The sequence below is a fragment of the Enterococcus sp. FSL R5-0957 genome (genome assembly GCF_038008005.1).
In the GTDB taxonomy this organism is placed as follows: Bacteria; Bacillota; Bacilli; order Lactobacillales; family Enterococcaceae; genus Enterococcus_B; species Enterococcus_B faecium.
In genome coordinates, this window is the sequence record NZ_JBBOYG010000001.1 from 2,189,077 (window position 1) to 2,207,317 (window position 18,241).

Consider the following 18,241-nt stretch of genomic DNA (forward strand, 5'->3'; position numbering starts at 1 on the left):
TTCGTTTTTTATTAATCCATCAATTTCGTATTTTTTACTTCATCGATCGTTTTTGTTCCTGCAAGTTGCATCGTGATCGACAATTCTTTGTTGAGGTGTTCAAAAACAGATGTTACTCCTTCTGCCCCACCTAGATTCAACCCATAAATCACTGGTCGGCCAATCGCAACTAAGTCAGCACCACTTGCCAGAGCTTTGAAGACATGCTCTCCTCGACGGACACCAGAGTCGAAAATCACTGGTACACGTTTGTTGACTACTTCGGCAATTTTTGGCAATACTTCAAAGGAAGCAGGACCTCCATCTAATTGACGTCCACCATGATTGGATACCCAGATACCATCTGCCCCTGCAGAGATAGCGATTACTGCATCTTCTGGCGATTGTATTCCTTTTACGATAACTGGAAGATGGGTGATTTCTTTGATTGTTTTGATGTCATCTGGTGTCAAGCCTTGTTTTGAAGCTGCATAAATTTCTGCGATTCCTTTTCCTTCGCCATTACCACTTGCACTTTGTTCGCTATAAGCAGCTAAGTTAGGCATTGGTAATGGAAATTGGAATTGATTGATGACGTCTTCTTCACGGTAACCACCGAGCGTTGAATCTGCCGTTAAAATGATAGCTTTAGCCCCTGCTTCTACTGCTTTGTTCAAAATGAACTCATTGAATCTGTCGTCTTTACTCATATATAATTGGAAAAACTGCGGTGCGCCTGGCGCTGCATCGGCTGCGTCTTTGATTGTCGTATTTGCATAAGTGCTGATGGAAAAGATTGATCCAGCAGCAGCTACTCCTTTAGCTGTATCAGCTTCCCCTTTTTCATGTGCCAATCCTTGGGCCGCTGATGGCGCTTGGATAATCGGTGTATCTAATTCAATTCCGAAAACAGATGTATGCAAATCGGCTGAGTCGATTCCGCGTAATATCCGTGGCATGATTTTCTTTGTATTAAAAGAAGTCGTATTTTCTTTCATCGTCCACTCATCTTCAGAACCACCGCGAATATAGCCAAAAGCTCCTGCTTCCATGCGCTCTTTTACACGACCTTCTAGTGAGGCAATGTTTACAATATCGATTGGATGTTCTTCATTACTTGTATGATAAGTCATAGTAGATCCTTCTTTCATCTTCTTGATTACATATAAATCATACTAAACTTACAAAAAGTAAGCAAACATTTACTCTCAGATACTTTTATCGCTATTCTTTCCAAATAAATCGACTTACAAGCTGATCTACTTCTTGGTTTTCATGAAGCATACTATGAGAGGCATTTTCACCTGTCACTACTTTTTCCTCTATTTCATTTCCGCGTTGCTTCAACAACGCATAGACCGCTAATGCACTGTTTAACGGTACTGTTCCATCACTCAAGTCTGTTTCATCTAGTTGACCAGCAATCAAGAAAAATCGAGTGGTTATAGGAATATTACCGATCATTTGCTGGTAATCTTGATAGCGGTTAGAAACGACAGCAGGTCCCTTTGCTAACTCATCTGTCAGGGACTGCGCACTATCATCGACAAAATCATTAAAAGGCGCACCAATTGCTGTTAATGTCTGAACTTGTGGCAATGACGTATCCTGTCCATACGTTCCTAAATAGCGTAGTGCACTAACTCCTCCCATGGAATGCCCCACTATGTTGACTTTATCTATGCCGTAGTTTTCTTTCAGATACAAAAGACAAGTTTTGATCCATTCTGCTTGATTCCACTCGTTATTTTTATTATCTTCAAACAATACTTGGACCATCGGATTGTCTGCTTTTCCAGACAAATCTCCTGTTGCTTGTATTTGTCCATCTGTTCCTACTGTTAAAACCAATTCTTTTACTGCTTGCTGATTTTTTTCCAAACGCCGCAACATCCCTTTAAAGGAATTTTCTGTCCCGCTGTAGCCGTGGAAAAAAAGTGTTGGAATAGTGGTTTTTTCTATCACTTTACTGGATTCTGCCGTTTTTTCTTTATCAGAAACTTCAGTAGTATTTATCTTCGTCGTCTGGCAACCACTTAACGCAAACAAACTGATAAGGACTAAAGCTGCTGCAGTTGCACGTTTGCATAAATTTTTGATTGGTTCTGTCATACACCTCTTCCTTTCCATATAGAAAAAAGAAAGACTTGAAAGGCCAATCATATGATCGACATTTCAAGTCTCTTTATTAATCGATTTTATCTACTTGATCGAAATCAAGTTCTGTACTGGTTTCACGTCCAAACATATCGATGTTGACTTTCAATTTTTCTTTTTCTCCGTCAACTTCTGTTACTTGTCCTTCTAATCCAGCAAATGCGCCTTCGATGATTTTCACGACTTCGCCAACTTCTACTTCTAGATCATTTTGTCGCAGGCTCATACCGATAGAACGCAAGATATGATTGACTTCTTCTGGAAGTAATGGTGCTGGTTTGCTTCCGGCTCCGTGTGAACCAACGAATCCTGTCACACCAGGTGTGTTGCGGACAACATACCATGAAGCGTCTGTCATGATCATTTCAACAAGTACGTATCCTGGGAATGTTTTATGAACGATTTCTTTTTCTCTCCCATTTTTGACTTCAGTTTCTTTTTCTTCAGGAACAACGACACGGAAAATAAAGTCGGCCATTTTCATACTTTGCGCACGAGATTCGATATTTGCTTTTACTTTGTTTTCATATCCTGAATATGTATGCAAGACATACCAGTTTTTTTCAAAAGATTCCATTGAAGGCTCCTCATTTCATTGTAAAATAAAAAAACCTCAGTACACCCGAAGTTTTTCTTTCGCTTCATTATAGCACTAAAAGTACGTTGTGGCTAGCGAGTTATTTTAAGATCCAGCCAAATAAACTTTGGATGGCTGTATCCATTACGTAAAACATCAATCCGAAAATAATAGAAGTTTCGATGACTACTAACGTATCTTTACGGAGTTGTTTTCTGCTTGGCCAAGTTACTTGTTTGATTTCATCTTTTACGCTTTTTAGAAATTTCATGAGACAACCTCCCTTGCTACTGTTTATTTCGTTTCTTTATGTAATGTATATTGATTACAATATTTACAAAACTTATTGATTTCCAAACGTTCGCCGCTTTTTCCTTCACTGACTGATTTTGTGTAGTTGCGAGACCCACAAACGGAACAAGCGAGTGCTGCTTTTTTCTTTGCCATTTACTTCTGCCCCCTTGCTGAGAATCAGACTTATACTTCATAACAGTATCACGTAACTTTTTACTTGTCAATTTGTGAAATAAACTATCTATTGTTTTGGATAAAATTATGATATGATTAATTTGAAATTAAGCTAAAATGAGACAATTGGAGGTATAGCGATGCTATTAAAAACACTTGTATATAAGAAAAAAGATCTGACAACCGTTACAGAGACTAGTACATTAGAAGAAGCATTAAAAATTTTAGAAACTTCCGGATACCGTTGTGTGCCGATCTTAGATTCTTCAGGTAATATTTTCCGTGGAAACATTTACAAAATGCATATCTATCGTCATAAAGCAAATGGCGGTGATATGACGCTTCCTGTCACTCATCTTTTGAAAAACGCTACAAAGTTCATTTACCTGGATACTTCTTTCTTCAAAGTATTCTTTACGATCAAAGAGCTTCCTTATATTGCTGTCCTTGACAGTGAAAATCATTTTTATGGTATTTTGACACATAGTACGTTGCTTAATATGCTCTCTCAATCTTGGAGCGTAGAACAAGGAAGCTATGTACTGACAATTGCTTCCACAGGAAAGCAAGGAGATTTGGCTGCTATTGCAAAAATCATTTCAAAACACAGCAGCATTGCCAGCTGTATTACTCTTGATATTGAAAAAGACGAATACATTCGACGTACATTGATCACGCTACCGGCTAACACTGAAGCGAAAGTATGTGAAACGATCGTCAACCACTTAGAGAAAAAGAATTATAAAGTGGTAGAAATTGAAAATTTGCAAAACCAAGAAGCATAATCAAAAAGCGAAAAAAGAAAACAGCTAATCTGCTTTCTTTTTTCGCTTTTTATAATTAGACACGCTTTTCAAAATCAAGCGCGCGATCTAAATAATACATCAATGGTGCTGAAACAGCCATGACGATAAACTCACTTAATGCAAGCGTGCCATAGGTTGTCCAAAATGCTTGGCCACCTGTTGGAACTAACATATAAGCAATCAGTCCCATGCTGACGGTAAAGAAGATCGTGTTCAATACTAAACGCATCTTTACATTTTTCACTTTGTTTTGCAATAAAGCTGTCAGGCCTAAAGAAAGCAATGTTTGGCCGCCACCAAAAACCACATCCATGATACCAAAACCAAAGAAGGCATTATAGACGATGACCCCGCCTAAAACTCCCCAAAGCAATTTACGGTTAAAGACAACTAAATGATTCAAACTTTCTGAAATACGAAACTGGATCGGCCCTGAGGATACAGGCGCAACTAAAATAGTTAACGCTAGATAAAGAGCCATGATGATGCCATTTACAACGATTACGGATAACCGTTGTCTGCTTTTCGTTTTTTGCATTTTCTCTCCTCTTTTCTCCTAGTTTTTTTAACGCGGGATGGTTGATGAACCGCGGTTATGTGAAACAAACAATAATTATAACAGACTTTTCATTTATTTCAATCCGTCTTATCTGCTTTTAAAAAAGCAAAAGCTTGAACAATGTAAACGTTTGCTAAAAATCGTGGGATATGGTATAAAGTAAGTGTAAGGGGTCATAAGAATTCCCAGTAAAGCAGACGAAGTAGGATCTGCAAGAACAGAATTGTTGTGAAACTTAAATAAATAAAAAAGGATGTGGGAATTTGAGCAACCTCTTACTAGAGAACGGTCTAGCAAGCAGCTGAAGATCTAAGTGGACATGCCGAACCTTGGAACTTCTCCTTACGTAAGTAATGGATCATGCGCTTGCTAGGCTTTTTTGTGTTTTTCGGTCTTCGGACCTTTTTCATTTTCCTAGACTTCTGCTATAATAACCAAGAATTAATTTTGTAACAGATTTTTTTGAAAAAACAAGTTTCTTTCATTCAAAAAATAGAAAAAGCTTGCTAATTATTGGTTAACCAGCAAACAGGAGTATTAAAATATCTTGTTTTATTGAATAGCAGGAGGAAATTATGAAATTCCATTATCATATATTGATCAATCCATCGGCAGGCAGCGGAAATGGCTATAAAGTAGCAGAAAGAATTTTACCGGTATTAAAAAATAAGCATATTGACTATACACTTCATTATAGTGAATACAAAGGACACGATGCTGAGATTGCTGAAACTTTGGCAAAAGAAACATTGATTCCTTGGATAGAAGAAGAACAGAAAACAATCGATATTTTCCCCCTTTTGATCATCGTAGGAGGTGACGGCACCTTACATCAGGTACTTGATACTTTCTATCAGATGGAAGTAGAATTCCCAGTTGCTTATATTCCAGCAGGTTCTGGAAATGATTTTGCTCGAGGGGCAGGCCTTCCAAAAAATCCCAAAAAAGGACTTCAGCTGATTTTAGCAGCTCAATCACCAGAAAAAGTCCACATAATGGCTTATGAAGAAAAAATAAGTGAAAAAAAAGGAATAGCTGTTAATAATTTCGGTATAGGATTAGATGCAGCTATCGTCCATGCGACAAATCATTCTTCCACAAAAAAGCGATTGAACAAATACAACTTAGGATCATTTTCGTATTTATTCTCTATTCTCCGTGCTTTATTCACTCAAAAAGGATTTCCAATTCTGGTAGATGCAGGAGGAAAACAATTAAGTTTTTCAAACGCATTTTTATGTACAGCAACGAAGCATCCTTTTTTTGGCGGAGGAATCGCGATTGTTCCAACTGCTGATGCGTCTAAACCAGTCATTGATTTTGTCGTGGTCGAACGAATCAATTTCTTTAAAATCTTGTGGCTCATTCTTTTACTTATACAGAAAAAACAATTGAAATCGAAATATTTCCATCACTACACAACAAACAGGTTACGTATCGTTTCAACAACACCGCAACATGGTCAAGAAGATGGAGAAGAAATGGAAAAACGACCTTTTGATATCACAATAACCACAACTAAACAGTTGTTTTGGTGTTAATAAAAGAGGTTGTGTCAGAAGCTACATCTGGAACACCGTTTATTCGGAAAAAAGGACTGTGACACTGTACCGACCCCCAAAAGTTAGACCAAAAAATCTAACTTTTGGAGGTCGGTATTTTTTATGGCTAAGTATACTTTTGAACTTAAATTAAAGATCGTTCATGATTATTTGGATGGCAAAGGCGGAAGTGATTATCTGGCAAAGAAGTATTCCATTAAGGCTCCATCACAAGTGAAGCGCTGGATCAATGCCTATCAAGAATTTGGTGAAGAGGGTCTAGTAAGAAAGCGACAAAAGAAAAAATATTCTGTTCAATTTAAGCTGGATGCGATAGAGTTATATCTAACAAGTGAGCTGTCCTATCGTGAAGTTGCCAACACACTTAACATGAACAACCCTAATTTGATCGCTAGTTGGATGCATCAATTCCGTGAGGGTGGGATCGATGGACTCTCAAAAACGAAAGGATGTCCACCTATCTTGTCTAAGAAAAATGAACCCAAAAATAAGAAAAAATCTACAACTAAAGCAACGTCTGAAGAACGTGAACGCATCGAGGAGTTGGAGAAACGAGTCCGTTCCCTTCAAATTGAAAATGCCTTTTTAAAAGAATTGAGGAAGCTGCGAAAACAGGAAGCCCAACAACGACGAATGAAGCAATCGCACGAATCATCGCAAGCCTCCGAGGACCGTTTAAATTAGTTGAGCTTCTAGAAACTTTAAAGTTCCCTAAGGCAACCTTTATGTACTGGCAAAAACGATTGGACCGTAAAAATCCAGATCAAGAGATTGAAGCGGAAATGCTTAAAATTCGGGAGAAGCACAAGGATTATGGCTGTTTACGGATGACCAATGAACTAAGAAACCGCGGTTTCTCTATCAATAAAAAGAAAGTTCAGCGCCTGATCAAGAAGCTAGGAATAAAAGTAACGACATACACACGTAAATCGCGGCGCTACAATTCTTATCGAGGACAAGTCGGAGCAGTAGCCAAAAATCGGATCCATCGTCGTTTCTACACCAGTATCTGCCATCAGAAAATCACGACGGATACAACTGAATTTAAATACCATGAAGTGGATGCCAAAGGCATTATCCGTCAAAAGAAATTGTATCTAGATCCTTTTATGGATATGTTCAATAGTGAGATTTTATCCTATCGTATCTCTGAAAAGCCCAATGCATTAGCGGTAATGGAAGGTTTGGAGGAAGCTATCCAGACCACTAACGATTGTCCCTATCGTCGTACGTTTCACTCAGATCAAGGTTGGGCGTATCAAATGAAAGCTTATAGAAACAAATTGAAGGAGTACAAAATCTTTCAAAGCATGTCTCGGAAAGGGAACTGCTTAGATAATTCACTTATGGAGAATTTTTTTGGCTTATTAAAACAAGAGATTTTTCACGGGAAAGTTTATAACTGTTTCGAGGAATTAAAATCAGCCATCGATAGCTATATCTATTACTACAATAATGAACGGATAAAACAGAAATTAAACTGGCAAAGTCCCGTCCAATTTCGTAAAACAACCGCAACGGTTGTGTAAAAATATCATTTTAGAGCATGAAAAAAGGAGTGGATTTCTCCACTCCAAAAAAGTCTAACTTTTGGGGGTCACTACACACGACTTTTGTCACAGTCCTTTTTTTACTATGCAGTTAATTCTTTGCCCAATTGGGTTGCCATCGATAGTTTCTTTCTTTACCCAAAATAAATTGGATCATTGAAAACACCGCAGCAAAAGCAACTAAGACACAACCATTGAACCAAAAAGATTCTGCAAATGTTTGATTGTAACTGAGTGTTTCACTGATCAAGTTATTATTTTGAACAAACCAATATGTTGGTGTGAATGCCGCTATTTTGCTAACCATTTCTGGCAAGTATTCTGCTGGTACAAACACCCCACCGATAAAGCAACTGCCTGTGATAAAAATATCTTTGATCCCACCGCTGGTTTCTGAGTTTTTTACCAATGAAGTGATACAAGCCGAAAAGCTAATGACCGGCAATAAAAACAAGAAAGTATTTAAAATATGATACCATACCGTTATATCCCACGAGGTGTGGATCACTAACAGAACCATTAGAAGTAAGAAGCCACTGAACAACAGCAGCGAGTAACTAATCAAACTAAAGGTTACTTTGCGATTCAAGTTTCGTTTGGTAATGGGCGCACTCTGGTTTCGTTTACTGATCTCTTTGCGATTAAACGCTAGATTGATGACGCTGAAACCGCTAAAAATGGATAGAAACAACCCATAAGACAAGAAATTAAAGGTTGTGCCCGTCAACAGCTTTTTCATCCGCTGACTATATCCCGCACTTAGCTCAACTTCTCCAGTAACCGAGAGTGCCATTTGTGTCTGTTCCATAGCTGCATCGATTGTTTTATCTTCTTCTTGAAACAGAATCAGTGTTTGCAAAAAGGTGTTCACTTGCTGTGTAACAACTGTTTTAGAAAAGGCATCTGGGCGACTCTGTATCTTGATCGTCGGCATCTTTCCTACTTCGACTTGTTCGGTAAAGTCTGCAGGCAGATGTAAGATAATGTTTACACGATTAAAATAAAGAGCATCATCGATTTCTTTTTGTGAGGTTCCATCCAATGTAACGACTGTTTCCTTGTCATTCAAATATTTACGAAGGCCTTCGACTACAGGCGACTCTTCTTCACTAATCAAGGCGATTTTCGCATCTTGCAGAGAGGTATTTTCAACATCAATATTTTGCGCAAAAAAGAATGTGGCAACAACAGTGATAATTACACCTATCAGTAAATTCGATTTATTTGCTTTAAGCAATGTCCAAATCGTTTTATAAAGCGTCATAACGCACCCCTCTTTCCATCCAAGCATTTCCTAACGCAAAAAGGAAAATAAATCCGATCAACCATAGAAGATTGGTATAAAAACTAGCCAAATCAGTGTAGAAATAAAGTTTATACAAACTTTCGCTGATCAAGTTGACGAGATTTAATTGACCAACAATCGGAATATGAAGATCAATCCAATACTTCACTTGTTCCGACCCCATCATACCAGCAAAAAAGCTCATCGCAATCGTCACTGAAATCAAGATGCTATCCTTTTGCACCAGATTCATTTTTGGTATCAAATTACCAATCAATGTACCTAACAAAATCGCACACAACGACCCCAGAGCGGTAACAATCATCAACCATTGCCAACGTTCACCAAAGTCTACTTGATAGATAAAACGAAAGACAGCTAACATAATATAAATCTCTGTCAAAACAATCGTAAAGCTTGCTGCCAAATTAGCGATTGAAACTAACGATTGCTTTCTAGGAATCAAGGACAAGCGAATACCATTTGACGATTGATTTGCTTGCTGATCCTGTACATTGCGGACCCCCCACATCGTCCCGTAGAGAATCGCCATTCCAATCAGAGTGAAGAAATAAAAACTTTTGAAACTCATATTACGACCTGCATGAACTTCTTGAAAAGATACTTCTTGTTCAAAAGCAGTCATGATGGGCGCGAGATCAACGTTCTCCACTTCTGCCACTTTACTCGAAATTATACCAATACGCTGTAAAAATTGATCCATGACGTTTTTCATCAACGTCTGACTCATTCCTGCTTGACCCACATGGAGCGAAACAGATGAACCATCAATGAGATAAAAACCAGCCAAATCATCTGCATTTAGCTTTTCATTCGCTTCTACTTCTGATAGTTCCTGTACTTCAAATAATGGTTTATCATTAACTTCGACTTGTTCTAAGACTGTGGTAAAATTTTCCGAAAGCGCTGTTTGATCCGCTTTGATTACAATTCCAGTATTAATCGTTTCGAGATTGCCACCTTGATCAATCTCGCCAAAGGCCGCCATAAACATCAATCCTAAAAGAATTGGAAAGGCCAATGTCCAAAACAACATGGATTTATTTCGCAGCAGTATTTTTGTACGATATTTATAAAAATGCCAAAACATTATTTCCCCTCCTCTAGTCTCTCAATTCCTTGCCGGTAATCTCTAAAAAGACATCATTCAAGGACGATTCTTTGGTTGCTATTTTTCCGTAACTGATCTTTTCTTCTTGTAAGATTGTAAGAATCGGCAACAATACTGTATTTAGTTCAGTAGTTGTTACTTGGAGCTGACCTTTTTTATAAGCGATCCCATCAGAAGCTATTGTCCGCTGAATCGCTGACAACACGTTTTCTGGGAGTAATGGGATGTCGATCGTCAAACGATCCGCCGTCCGTACCATATCTTTTAGAGATTCTTTGGTTCCTTTAGCAATCACCTGTCCTTGATCCATGATCACGATCTGGTCGCAAAGAATTTCTACTTCTTCCATGTAATGTGTTGTATAGACAATGGTTGCTCCTTGTCGATTCAGCTCCTTGATACTTTCTAAAATTTTATTCCGACTTTGGGGGTCTACAGCTACTGTCGGCTCATCTAAAAAAATTAACCGCGGCTTGTGGGCAATCCCACATGCGATGTTCAACCGACGTTTCAAGCCACCACTAAGTTCTCCTGGACGAAACGACACATATTTTTCTAATCCCACTAATTGAATCACCTCTTCAATCAAGGCTTTCCTTTTCTCTTTTTCGGAAACATATAAACCGCAAAAATAATCGATATTTTCTTGCACACTTAGTTCGTCAAAGACCGCAACGTCTTGAGGAACGACCCCAATCATTGCCTTGACAGCATAATTTTCAGGAGTCATTGTTGTCCCGAACAATTTAATGGTTCCTTTGTCATAATTTAACAAAGAAAGCATACAGTTGATGGCAGTCGATTTCCCACTGCCGTTTGGTCCTAACAGACCTAAGACTTCTCCTTCTTGTACTTGCAGATCAAAATGATTCAATGCTACAAAATCTCCATAGCGTTTGACTAATTTATCAATTTCGATAATCATCATGAAAAACTCCTTCCAAATTTCTTGTTGATCTGACTATAATAAAGTGCAAGAAAAGAAACTAGTGACGATTGGCTAAACCACACATGACATTTGTCACAATGAAGGAGTCTGCTATGCATAAATCTCGGCTACTCAACGAAACTAGCTTTCTACTGGTTATCTCATTGCTTTTGCTGGTAAGTCAAGGATTCGTTGCTATGCAAGTTATCTATTTATTGATCGCCGTTTTATTCACTGGTGTCAGTTATTTACTGCCTACAAAGCCAAATTGGATTTTCCAAGTTATTCTATTTCTTTTATGTGCCTTTTTACCTGATCTTGTCCTGTTTCTGCCAGCGACGATGCGAGTGATCGCCCCTGAAGAAAGCCACCTTGATTACTTGTTTTTGTTAGGTTTTTTGTTGATCTCGACGGTTGGTAATCATCCCCCCGTCAAGGTCGCCTTTGTCGTAATTTTGCTGTTTTTTTCCTTTTACTTACGAAAAAAAGATCAACGAACGACCGATCTTGAGAAAAAGTACATTGTCTCCAAAGATACTCATTGGGAAAAACAACAAGAGTTATCGGAACAAAATAAAGCATTGGCCCTGTCACAAGAAACACAATTAGCCTTGCAAATTGTGGAAGAACGGAACCGAATTGCCCGAGACATCCATGACAATGTCGGTCATCTGCTGTCAAGTGCGATTTTACAAATTGGTGCGCTTGAAATGATCAATCAAGAACCAAAACTAAAAGAACCATTAGAAAATTTAAGTGCCACCGTTCACACTGGGATGGATCGGATTCGTCAAAGTGTCCATGACCTCCATGAGACATCGATCTCTTTTCAACACTCCTTAGAGTTTCTGATCGCTGATTTTCCTTCTTCTGTTACGATTGAAGGAAACTTGTTTGAAGGATTGAATGAAACGCAGCAAAACTGCTTCTTAATGGTCATCAAAGAAGCCTTAACCAACAGTATCAAACATAGTCATGCCAAAACCGTTGTTTTACATTTTCGAACGTTGCCGGCCTTTTATCGCTTGCAAATCACGAATGATGGCACCAGCCCACAAAAAAATTCTGCTCCCGGTATTGGTTTGAAAACGATGCGTCAACGTTTTCAAGAACAAAAGGGACAAGTCCATATTTTCCAAGAAAACCAGCAATTTCAGTTAACGATCATTTTACCAAGGGAGGGACACCAATGATAACAGTAGTCATTATTGATGATGATCCATTTGTGACGAAATCGTTACAAACCATTTTAGAAAGCACGAAAGAGATCCGTGTGTTAGGCATTGGTCATTGTGCCAAGGATGCGCTAGTCTTATACGAAACCCATCGTCCCGATGTTTTGCTGACGGACATCCGCATGCCTAAACAAACGGGCATCGATGCTGCCAAAGAAATTTTGGCTAAATTTCCCAAAGCCATCCTTTTGCTTTTGACGACATTCAAAGATGAAGAATACATCCGCGAAGCATTTTCCATCGGTGTCAAAGGGTATTTAATCAAACAGAACTTGCAAGCGATTATTCCTTCTGTCAAATCCGCTTATAATGGATAGGCCGTATTTGGTAATGAAATCATCGAGACTTTCACTCAAATGATGAAGAATAAACCGACGATTGATAGTCATGCTTATGCTTCTTTTAGTGAACGTGAGCTTGCAATCATCAAAGAAGTAGCTGCCGGGAAAAACAATAAAGAAATTGCAGATGCCTTGTACTTGAGTGACGGCACTGTTCGCAATTACATCAGCCAATTACTAGAAAAGCTAGATTTACGGGATCGCACGCAATTGGCTATCTATTTTTATCAGCATTTGCAATAAGTCTTATCTAACACAAAAAAACCTGAATGATGCTCCTTCGCATCATTCAGGTTTTTTTCACATCTTCTATTCAATTGTCCCGCAAACCATTTCCTCACGATTGAAAGAATCAAGGATTCGCAGGGCTGCCAGGATTCGTTGGATTGTTCGGCGTGTTAGGCGGAAAAATAGGCGCCTTGTCTAACGTTTTTTCTAGTTTTGATTCTTCACGATCGTCTCGTTCTACATCAGGACTTTCATTCAATTTGAATTCTTTTTCCATCTCATCTAACTTTTTAAAGTCATTGCCAGATTCTTTTGCTAATTTCGCTAATTTATCTTCGGTTTTTTTAGCCATAAAGTAACGCCCCCCTTTTGATTTCAGCTTAGCATATCACACTGAAAAAACAAAAGAAAACGCTAACCAATGATCATTTTTAGCTATTTCTCATCTTTAAAATCAAGCATTTTTTGCCGGTATAAAATCGTAGGGAGAACTGTTTTCCATACCAATCATCGGATCTACTAACTGGTTATCGATCACTTCTGCTGTAAGAACGAAATCTTTAGAAACAGCAGGTTCTACCTCTTCTTTCTTTTCTTCTCCAACAAATGAAGAAAACAGATCTGGTTCCACTGTTTCCATTACTTGTTTTTTCGATTCATTCGTCCCACTGTCATCTTCTACAGGTAGCTTTTCTTTTACAACCCGTGGCTCTTTTGTATAGTTCCCATCTTCAAATGGATCATTTCCGACCAAAGAATCTTCATAAGCTGCTAGTTTTGTCCGCAGAGTGATATTCATTTTATCATTATCTATGATCCTTGATTTCAACGTAGTCATCCGGCTTGCTGATTCATTCGCTACACAAGTGACATAGGCTTGCTCTTCCCCTAACAAAATCAACAGTTCCTTACTGCGGGTCACTGCCGTGTAGAGCAAATTACGCTGAAGCATCCGCTGATATTGATGGACCATGGGCAAAATAACCATCTTGAATTCACTGCCTTGTGATTTATGGATTGAGCAACAATAAGAAAGAGTGATTTTATTCCATTCGTTTCTTTTATAAGTGACCTCATTTGCATCAAACTGGATAACTAATTCATCCACTTTATCTTCAGAATCTTTTGCCAAGATGATACCCGTGATTTCTCCCATATCTCCATTGAATACATTCAATTCGGGAGTATTGACTAATTGGAGGACTTTGTCTCCTATCCGATAAACGGTGTCGTTCCAATGTACTTCCTTTTTTCCAGGTTTCCCTGGATTGAATATCTCCTGCATCATTTTATTTAACGCATCGATCCCTGCAGGTCCCCGATACATTGGTGCTAATACTTGGATATCTTGTGCACGGAATCCCTTATTTTTCGCTTTTTCCACAATTTTAGAGATCAAGGGTTCAATTTGATAAGCATCACTTCGGAAATAGGAACGATCTTTTTGATTCTTTGTGAAATCTTTTGGCAGACGTCCTTCTTTGATCTCATGGGCAAGAGGAATAATACTAGAACCATCACCTTGCCGATAAATCTGATTGAGTTCCATTTTGGGAATTTGTTCGATTTCCAAAAGATCATGGAGTACTTGACCAGGACCGACAGAGGGAAGCTGATCTTTGTCTCCTACTAAGATAACTTGCATATTCGTCGGAATCGCTTTGAATAATGTGTTAGCCAGCCATGTATCGACCATAGACATCTCATCAACAATCAAAAGTCCGCCTTCTAATTCTTTCGTACTGACTGAAGGTGTTTTTTCCCGTCCATTCAGCCCCAGAAGACGATGGATCGTACTGGCAGGCAGACCTGTCGTTTCGTTCATTCGTTTAGCTGCTCGGCCAGTTGGTGCTGCAAGTAGAATAGGAAAAATTTCTTGGGTATATTTTGAAGGATCCAATTCCAGTCCGTTCAACTCTGCAAAAAGATTGACGATTCCGTTGATCACAGTAGTTTTCCCCGTACCTGGTCCTCCTGTTAAAATAAATAGAGGGGAACGGATTGCTTCAGCGATAGCTTGTTCTTGCGAAGGTCCATACTGTATGCCGAATATTTTTTCGATACGCCGAATATTCTTCTGCACTTCTTTTTCAGGATAATGGATTTCTTTTTTACGACTGAGAAGGCGCTGGATCGAATTACCGATCCCCCATTCAGAAAAGTACAAACTGTTTTCGTAAAGATTAGTCTCTTCTTGTTGTATCTTTCCTTCTTCAACAAGTTGGATAATTACAGTAGCAACCTGATCAGGCTGGATTTCAATTGGGCGACTTGTTTCTAAAATACGGATCGTTTGCTGAAGCAATGTCTCCGCCGGTACGTATGTATCTCCTGTTTGAACTGCATGCTGAAAAATCTGATGCAAGATAGCTGCTCGAATTCTTCTCGGTGAATCTGCTGCAATACCGATTTGTTCGGCTAGATTATCTGCACGTTTGAACCCGATTCCTTCTATGTCTTCGACTAGCTGGTACGGATTTTCTTCGATGATATCCAAAGACTCGTTCTTATAGGCCTGGTAGATACTGAAAGCTAACTGACTACCGAACCCGTAACGATTCAGTCCCATGATCACTTGATCCATCCCGTGGTTTAGCCGAATCGTCTCAGCAAGCATTTCTCTTTTTGGCTTCGTCAAACCGGAGATTTGTTTTAATACCGAAGGATCAGCAATGATTTTTTCGATAGCATCTTCTCCCAGCAATTCTACAATTTTTTCTGCTGTTTTCTTCCCGATTCCTGGGAATTTTTCGCTGGAAAGATACGCTACGATCCCATTTGCAGTTGTTGGCTTTTCTTGCTCATATCTTTCGAGTTTAAGCTGCCTTCCGTATTTAGGATGATCCACTAATTCTCCATAAAAACGATAAGTCTCATTTTCTTGAATATCGCCGAAACTTCCGGTGACTACAATCTCTTTTTCACGGTAATCAGCTGTGGTTTCACTGATGTGTACCAAAAGCACTTTGTAAAAATTACTAGGATTTTGAAAAAAAATCGCGGCAACTGTACCAACGAAATAAGGCATTTCTTCTGGCTGCATCGGAAGCCGCCTCCTTCTTCTATAGTAAAGGTTCTGGTGCTGTTTCAGTTCCTAAAAAATCTGTTTGGTTCCATACTTTCAGTTCATATGGCAATAATCTGCAAGGCTCTTCAGTCTCTAAAATCGTCAAACTACTATTGAACAATCCACCCATTTCACGCAACTCACTTAGCTCTTTTCCTGTCATCCATTGAATGGCTGCAGTTAAAGAAGCTCCATGTCCTACGAATAAAAGTGGGCCATCTTTATGTTGGGCAACCGCTTCTGCTACAACAGTTTCGATACGTGTGATTGCCGATTCAATCGTTTCTCCGTGAAAAGGAGAAGGATCATACAGATCTAAATGATTACGCAAATTCGGCAGATTATCCGGATATTTCTGGTACATTTCATCGATCGACTGACCTTCTAAAGTACCCAGCCCTAGTTCTCTTAGCTTATCTGTATAAAAAATCTCTACCGGACGAGCAAGCTCTTTGTTGATACCTTCTGCTGTATCACGTGCTCGCTTTGCTGTACTGGAATAAATTGCTTTAAAAGGAACATATTTTACCTTTTTCCCAAATGCTTTGATTTCTTCGTAACTTTGTGGCAAAAGCGGAGAATCGCCATTGCTCCCTTGAAAACGTCTTTCCTGATTCCATTGTGTCTTCCCATGTCGGGTAAAATATAGTTCCATACGCAGCAAACTCCTGTCTTTCTTTTATTTTACTCTATAATAAACTGTCTAATCCAGCTTGTCATTTTCATAGTGATGCGTCAATTCTAAATTAGGGAATCCTTGCTGGCGAAGTGCTTCATACACTATCATTGCAGCTGTATTCGATAAATTCAATGAGCGGACATGCTCATCATTCATAGGGATGCGTAAACACTTTTCTTCGTTTTCACGCATAAATGTTTCTGGCAAACCGGTTGTTTCTTTTCCAAATAAAAAGAAGTGCTCTTCTCCATCAGCAAAATTTTCGTCACTATATACTTTATGGGCAAATTTTGAGATCAAATGTAGTTTACGATTACCTAAAAATGTTAAAAAAGCTTCTAAATTACTGTGGTAAGTAATATTTACATCATTCCAATAATCCAACCCTGCCCGTTTTAGATGTTTGTCATCAGTTGAAAAACCTAGTGGCTCGATTAAATGAAGCGGAGTATTCGTGGCTGCACACGTACGGGCAATATTTCCAGTGTTTGCAGGGATTAATGGTTCAAATAAAACGATATGATTCATCAGGATCATTCCTCTCATATTTATGTTCGTTTCTATTTTCTGACAATTTGATTTTTGCATAAAAAAAAACGTATCAACTCGGTGTCAGTCACTGCGAGTCGTTACGTTAGTGAAGCTCTTCTCACTAACTTTTATCAGAACAGGAACCTGATAAAAACCAATGAAAAAACAACTTGTTGCTAATATAACACCCTCAACTTTTTTTTGCAACCTCTACTCATTAAAAACTGCTAGAAAAACGTTTTCTCTTAGTTCCTTTTAATAATTCTATGTCAATTGTAATCTTCTTCAAAGGATTCTTATATAAGTCTGCTTTGATTCGCTCTTCTACCTGCCATTCTAAAGGTGACATGGCCAAAAGATCTTTTTGATTTTCCTCTGGTATCTCAAATTCATAGGTTACACGCTGACGTTCAGTTAATTTCATTGCTTCAGCAAACTTGGCTACTACACGTTCATTGGAATAACTCTGTTTTTCAGGTTGATTCGGATAAAAAGCCTGACGTAGTTCCTTTAAATAATTTTCTTGTGGCACCACCTTCAACACTTCTCCATCTTCTGAGAGTACACGTTGGAATTCTTGGTAATGAGAAGGCGAAAAGATATTTAAAACCGCGTTGAATGTTTGATCAGCAAACGGCAAATTGGTCAAATCAGCTACACACCAAAATGCTTCGGCAGATTGTTCTGTAGCTGCGTAGACTCCTTCTTTTGAAATATCAAATCCAACAGCATTTTGAATCTTTTTCAATTTTGAAAATTCATTCAAGAAGCTACCTTCTCCGCAGCCAACATCTAATAGCGAGACTTCTTCAGGTAAATGCTGCGCAATAGTCTCAATAACGGGCTGATACATGCCAGATTGGATCATTCTACGCCTTGGAACGAACATTCCTTGATCGTATTCTGTTTTAACCGCATGGGATAAAAAATAAAGTGTTCCTTTTTTGGAAAGGTCAAAACGGTGATTATTTTTGCATATCAAGCCATTATCAGACTTTTTTACTTCTTCTTGGCAAACCGGACAGCGGAACAGCTGATGATTTTCTGCCAAAAACTGGCGTCCTCGGTCAATTTTTTTTAACATAGTTCCCCCTCATTTCTGTTTTATCTTACCGTTAGATGCTCACTTTGGCAACTGCTAAAAATATGATACAATG

The 18,241-nt window shown here is 38.7% G+C and carries 19 protein-coding genes, 1 pseudogene and 1 riboswitch; of the genes and pseudogenes, 6 read left to right on the forward strand and 14 right to left on the reverse strand.

What is annotated here, in order from left to right; genetic code table 11:
• Positions 1-11 precede the first annotated feature (11 nt).
• The 5 genes from MKX69_RS10720 to rpmG all read right to left on the reverse strand — a co-directional run bounded on the left by MKX69_RS10720 (position 12) and on the right by rpmG (position 3,160).
• Positions 12-1,112, reverse strand: coding sequence for a lactate oxidase (locus MKX69_RS10720; protein WP_341010131.1), 1,101 nt, complete (start codon positions 1,110-1,112; stop codon positions 12-14).
• Positions 1,113-1,203: 91 nt separating this feature from the next.
• On the reverse strand, positions 1,204-2,091 hold the full coding sequence (locus MKX69_RS10725) for an alpha/beta fold hydrolase (RefSeq protein WP_002294581.1): 888 nt from the start codon (positions 2,089-2,091) through the stop codon (positions 1,204-1,206).
• A gap of 76 nt (positions 2,092-2,167) precedes the next feature.
• Positions 2,168-2,713 (reverse strand): transcription termination/antitermination protein NusG, encoded by a 546-nt coding sequence (gene nusG / locus MKX69_RS10730; RefSeq protein ID WP_341010136.1) that lies wholly within the window; start codon positions 2,711-2,713, stop codon positions 2,168-2,170.
• 100 nt (positions 2,714-2,813) lie between these two features.
• The gene (gene secE, locus MKX69_RS10735; RefSeq protein WP_002294579.1) at positions 2,814-2,984 is read right to left on the reverse strand and encodes a preprotein translocase subunit SecE; all 171 of its coding nucleotides are present in this window, start codon (positions 2,982-2,984) and stop codon (positions 2,814-2,816) included.
• A 23-nt stretch (positions 2,985-3,007) separates the two neighbouring features.
• Positions 3,008-3,160, reverse strand: a complete 153-nt coding sequence (gene rpmG / locus MKX69_RS10740; protein WP_002294578.1) for a 50S ribosomal protein L33 — start codon at positions 3,158-3,160, stop codon at positions 3,008-3,010.
• Positions 3,161-3,321: 161 nt separating this feature from the next.
• Here rpmG and cbpA point away from each other — a divergent pair, with 161 nt between their 5' ends.
• Entirely contained in the window at positions 3,322-3,966 is a 645-nt protein-coding gene (gene cbpA / locus MKX69_RS10745; protein ID WP_002294577.1) for a cyclic di-AMP binding protein CbpA, read from the forward strand.
• A gap of 55 nt (positions 3,967-4,021) precedes the next feature.
• Here cbpA and MKX69_RS10750 read toward each other — a convergent pair whose 3' ends face one another.
• Entirely contained in the window at positions 4,022-4,525 is a 504-nt protein-coding gene (locus MKX69_RS10750; protein ID WP_002318553.1) for a QueT transporter family protein, read from the reverse strand.
• Positions 4,526-4,537: 12 nt separating this feature from the next.
• Positions 4,538-4,584: riboswitch (PreQ1 riboswitch) on the reverse strand.
• 537 nt (positions 4,585-5,121) lie between these two features.
• Between MKX69_RS10750 and MKX69_RS10755 the strand changes: the two genes are divergently transcribed.
• From MKX69_RS10755 to MKX69_RS14100, 3 genes are all read left to right on the forward strand, one after another.
• The gene (locus MKX69_RS10755) at positions 5,122-6,087 is read left to right on the forward strand and encodes a diacylglycerol/lipid kinase family protein (protein ID WP_002318552.1); all 966 of its coding nucleotides are present in this window, start codon (positions 5,122-5,124) and stop codon (positions 6,085-6,087) included.
• A gap of 123 nt (positions 6,088-6,210) precedes the next feature.
• On the forward strand, positions 6,211-6,792 hold the full coding sequence (locus tag MKX69_RS14095) for a transposase (RefSeq protein WP_341008892.1): 582 nt from the start codon (positions 6,211-6,213) through the stop codon (positions 6,790-6,792).
• Positions 6,762-7,637 (forward strand): IS3 family transposase, encoded by an 876-nt coding sequence (locus tag MKX69_RS14100; RefSeq protein WP_322742076.1) that lies wholly within the window; start codon positions 6,762-6,764, stop codon positions 7,635-7,637. The genes MKX69_RS14095 and MKX69_RS14100 overlap by 31 nt, the downstream gene beginning before the upstream one ends.
• A 112-nt stretch (positions 7,638-7,749) precedes the next feature.
• On the opposite strand, the gene MKX69_RS10765 is transcribed toward MKX69_RS14100, so the two are convergent.
• From MKX69_RS10765 to MKX69_RS10775, 3 genes are read right to left on the reverse strand one after another with little or no spacing between them, the layout of a single operon-like run.
• Complete coding sequence (locus tag MKX69_RS10765; RefSeq protein WP_002318551.1) at positions 7,750-8,922, reverse strand: ABC transporter permease; 1,173 nt, start codon at positions 8,920-8,922, stop codon at positions 7,750-7,752.
• Positions 8,909-10,054: an ABC transporter permease gene (locus MKX69_RS10770; protein ID WP_002339879.1), complete on the reverse strand. Its 1,146-nt coding sequence runs from the start codon at positions 10,052-10,054 to the stop codon at positions 8,909-8,911. The genes MKX69_RS10765 and MKX69_RS10770 overlap by 14 nt, the downstream gene beginning before the upstream one ends.
• Before the next feature lie 13 nt (positions 10,055-10,067).
• Positions 10,068-11,000, reverse strand: a complete 933-nt coding sequence (locus tag MKX69_RS10775) for an ABC transporter ATP-binding protein (protein ID WP_002327282.1) — start codon at positions 10,998-11,000, stop codon at positions 10,068-10,070.
• 86 nt (positions 11,001-11,086) lie between these two features.
• Here MKX69_RS10775 and MKX69_RS10780 point away from each other — a divergent pair, with 86 nt between their 5' ends.
• Complete coding sequence (locus tag MKX69_RS10780; protein WP_445666855.1) at positions 11,087-12,196, forward strand: sensor histidine kinase; 1,110 nt, start codon at positions 11,087-11,089, stop codon at positions 12,194-12,196.
• A pseudogene (locus MKX69_RS10785) lies at positions 12,193-12,822 on the forward strand (response regulator transcription factor). Before MKX69_RS10780 ends, MKX69_RS10785 begins: the two are co-directional and overlap by 4 nt.
• Before the next feature lie 109 nt (positions 12,823-12,931).
• Here MKX69_RS10785 and MKX69_RS10790 read toward each other — a convergent pair.
• The 5 genes from MKX69_RS10790 to MKX69_RS10810 form a co-directional block, all read right to left on the reverse strand.
• Positions 12,932-13,159: a cold-shock protein gene (locus tag MKX69_RS10790; protein ID WP_341010144.1), complete on the reverse strand. Its 228-nt coding sequence runs from the start codon at positions 13,157-13,159 to the stop codon at positions 12,932-12,934.
• Positions 13,160-13,261: 102 nt separating this feature from the next.
• The gene (gene recD2 / locus MKX69_RS10795) at positions 13,262-15,850 is read right to left on the reverse strand and encodes an SF1B family DNA helicase RecD2 (protein ID WP_002318546.1); all 2,589 of its coding nucleotides are present in this window, start codon (positions 15,848-15,850) and stop codon (positions 13,262-13,264) included.
• Positions 15,851-15,869: 19 nt separating this feature from the next.
• On the reverse strand, positions 15,870-16,529 hold the full coding sequence (locus MKX69_RS10800; protein WP_104832974.1) for a histidine phosphatase family protein: 660 nt from the start codon (positions 16,527-16,529) through the stop codon (positions 15,870-15,872).
• Positions 16,530-16,577: 48 nt separating this feature from the next.
• The gene (gene trmL, locus MKX69_RS10805; protein WP_002289592.1) at positions 16,578-17,081 is read right to left on the reverse strand and encodes a tRNA (uridine(34)/cytosine(34)/5-carboxymethylaminomethyluridine(34)-2'-O)-methyltransferase TrmL; all 504 of its coding nucleotides are present in this window, start codon (positions 17,079-17,081) and stop codon (positions 16,578-16,580) included.
• Between the two features lie 220 nt (positions 17,082-17,301).
• Positions 17,302-18,168 carry a methyltransferase domain-containing protein gene (locus MKX69_RS10810; RefSeq protein WP_341010147.1) on the reverse strand — a complete coding sequence of 289 codons (867 nt, stop codon included), beginning with the start codon at positions 18,166-18,168 and terminating at the stop codon, positions 17,302-17,304.
• Positions 18,169-18,241 lie beyond the last annotated feature (73 nt).